Annotated in this window: 2 protein-coding genes; one reads left to right on the forward strand and one right to left on the reverse strand. The window is 71.5% G+C overall.

What is annotated here, in order from left to right; genetic code table 11:
- Positions 1-173 precede the first annotated feature (173 nt).
- Positions 174-1,556 (reverse strand): cation:dicarboxylate symporter family transporter, encoded by a 1,383-nt coding sequence (locus ACWGI8_RS29845; protein WP_453665577.1) that lies wholly within the window; start codon positions 1,554-1,556, stop codon positions 174-176.
- Positions 1,557-1,692: 136 nt separating this feature from the next.
- Between ACWGI8_RS29845 and ACWGI8_RS29850 the strand changes: the two genes are divergently transcribed.
- Positions 1,693-3,314, forward strand: a 1,622-nt coding sequence (locus tag ACWGI8_RS29850; RefSeq protein ID WP_453665578.1) for a sensor histidine kinase, incomplete at its 3' end; no start/stop codon positions are given.

Raw genomic sequence — 3,314 nt, forward strand, 5'->3', positions numbered from 1 at the left:
GGGGGGGGGGGGGGGGGCGGGGGGGGGGGCGGGGGGGGGGGGGGGGGGGGGGGGGGGGGGGGGGGGGGGGGGGGGGGGGGGGGGGGGGGGGGGGGGGGGGCCCGGGGGGCGGCCCCCCCCCCCCCACGACCGCTCGGACCTTCTCAGACCTTCACACCACCGCTCGGTCCTTCTCAGACCTTGACGGGCGTCTTCTCGTCCTCGTCGTCCCCACGCGGCGCCGGTACGTCGGCGGGAGCGTCGCCGGCCGGGGCGTGGTCGTCGACGAGGGTCTTCTCGTCGAACGGGATGCGGCCCGCGAGGACCTCGGAGACCCGGGCCTTGTCGATCTCCTTCGTCCAGGTACCGACGAGGACCGTCGCGACGGCGTTGCCCGCGAAGTTGGTGAGGGCGCGGGCCTCGCTCATGAAGCGGTCGATGCCGACGATGAGCCCGACGCCGTCGACCAGCTCGGGCCGGTGGGACTGGAGGCCGCCCGCCAGTGTGGCCAGACCTGCGCCCGTCACGCCCGCCGCACCCTTCGAGGCGATGATCATGAAGACCAGGAGCGAGATCTGCTCGGCGATCGAGAGCGGGTTGCCCATCGCCTCGGCCACGAAGAGCGAGGCCATCGTCAGGTAGATCGCGGTGCCGTCCAGGTTGAAGGAGTAACCGGTCGGCACGGTGATGCCGACGACGGGCTTGGAGACACCCAGGTGCTCCATCTTCGCGATGAGCCGCGGCAGCGCGGACTCCGACGAGGAGGTGGAGAGGATCAGCAGGAACTCGCGGCCCAGGTACTTCAGCAGGGCGATCAGGTTCACCCCGGCGACCAGCCGCAGCAGCGTCCCCAGGATGACGAAGACGAAGACCGCACACGTGATGTAGAAGCCGATCATGATGACCGCGAGCGACTTCAGCGCGTCGATTCCGGTCTCGCCGACCACCGCCGCGATCGCGCCGAACGCGCCCACCGGGGCCACCCACATGATCATCGCGAGGATGCGGAAGACCAGTCGCTGGATGTGCCCGACACCGCGCAGCACCGGCTCGCCGGCCTTGCCCATGGCCTGCAGCGCGAAGCCCGCGAGCAGCGCGACCAGCAGGGTCTGCAGCACCTCGCCCTCGGTGAAGGCGGAGACCAGGGTCTTCGGAATGATGCCGAGCAGGAAGTCGGCCGTGCCCTCACTGGCACCCGCCGCCTGCTTCTCGCCCGCGGCCTTCGCCGCCTCCGTGAGGTGCAGACCGGATCCCGGCTCCAGGATGTTGCCGACGACCAGGCCGATGGCGAGCGCCACCGTCGACATCACGAGGAAGTAGCCGAGAGCGAGGCCACCGACCGCGCCGACCTTGGCGGCCTTGCGGACCGAGCCGACGCCGAGCACGATCGTGCAGAAGATGATCGGCGAGATCATCATCTTGATCAGGTTCACGAAGCCGGTGCCCAGCGGCTTGAGCTCGACGGCGAAGTCAGGGGCGGCGAAGCCGACGATGATGCCGAGGACGACGGCACCGATGACGGCGAGATACAGATAGTGGGTGCGGTCCCGTCTTGCGGCTGCTGGTGGGGTTGCCACGGGGATTCCTCCTCGGCCTGACGAACATCCACGTCCCGGCGGATGTCCTCGATGCCGCGACTATTCATCAGCCTGTGACCCCGGTCACCCTTACGTACGTTTCGTTCACACGAAATCGGCCAGGCAGACTTACGGCATGCACATACCGCGCCTCCGCAGCCTCGCAGGCCAGCTCTTCGCCATGCAGGTCGTGCTGGTCGCCGCGATCGTGGCCGGATTCGCCTTCTTCACGTACGTCACCGACCGCACGCAGGCCGAGGAGACCGCGCGGCGGCAGACGGTGGCCATCGCGACGGCGGTGGCGGACTCGCCGTCGGTGGTGGCCGCGGTGCGGTCCGCCGACCCGTCGGCGGTGCTCCAGCCGTACACGGAGAGGCTGCGGAAGGACTCGGGCGTCGCCTTCGTGGTGATCATGCAGCCGGACGGGACGCGGTGGACGCACCCGGAGCCGGCCCAGATCGGCCGTACGTATCTGGGGCACATCGACGAGGCGCTGCGCGGGCGCACGTCCTCGGAGACGTACACGGGAGTGCTCGGTCCTTCGGTGCGCACGGTGGCGCCGGTGCGGGACGGTGGCCGGATCGTCGCGCTCGTGAGCGCGGGCATCACGATCGACAAGATCAGCGAGCAGGTGGGGAAGCAGGTCACCGCGCTGCTGGGGATGGCGGGCGCGGCGCTGGTGCTCGGCGGAGCCGGTACGTACGTGATCAACGCACGCCTGCGGCGGCACACGCACGGGATGAACGCGGCGGAGCTGAGCCATATGCACGACTACCACGAGGCGACGCTGCACGCGGTGCGCGAGGGGCTGCTGATGCTGGACGGACGGCGGCGGATCGCTCTGATCAACGACGGCGCCCGGGAGTTGCTCGGTCTTGACGCGGACGCGGTGGGCCGGCCGGTGGACGAGCTGGGCCTGCCGCCCGGGCTCACGGGCGCGCTGCTGGCGAGCGAACCGCGCGTGGACGATCTGCATCTGACCGCCGACCGGGTCCTCGTCGTCTCCACCCAGCCGGTGGTCGGCGGCGAGCGCCGGGGGACGGTCGTGACCCTGCGGGACCACACCGAACTCCAGGCCCTCACGGGCGAGCTGGACTCCGAACGCGGCTTCACCCAGGCTCTGCGCGCCCAGGCCCACGAGGCGGCGAACCGACTGCACACCGTGGTCTCCCTGATCGAGCTGGGCCGCGCGGACGAGGCCGTCGAATTCGCCACCGCCGAGCTCGAACTGGCCCAGGTCCTCACGGACCGCGTCGTGACCGCGGTCGGCGAACCGGTCCTGGCCGCGCTGCTTCTGGGCAAGGCGGCACAGGCCAACGAGAGCGGCGTGGAGCTCGTCCTCACGGAGGACAGCCGCATCGACGACAACGTCCTCCCGCCCTGGCTGCCGCCGCGCGACCTGGTCACCATCCTCGGCAACCTCATCGACAACGCGGTCGAGGCGGCATCGGCCGCGGCCGCCGAGGTGCCCCGCGCCCGCGCGGGAGAGAGCCGGCCCCGGGTCACCGTCACCGCCCGGACCGACGAGGGCGAGCTCGTCCTTCGCGTCGCGGACACCGGGCCCGGGGTGCGCCCTGGGGACGTGGAGGCCGTGTTCGAGCGCGGCTGGTCGACCCGGGGCCCCGGGCGAGGGCTCGGGCTCGCGCTGGTGCGGCAGACCGCGCACCGCAGGGGCGGGACGGTCGAGGTTACGCAAGGCCCGGACGACGGCGCCGAGTTCACGGTGCGACTGCCGTTGCGGGACGCGGAGGTGAACGC

Source organism: Streptomyces sp. NPDC054841, assembly GCF_053611045.1.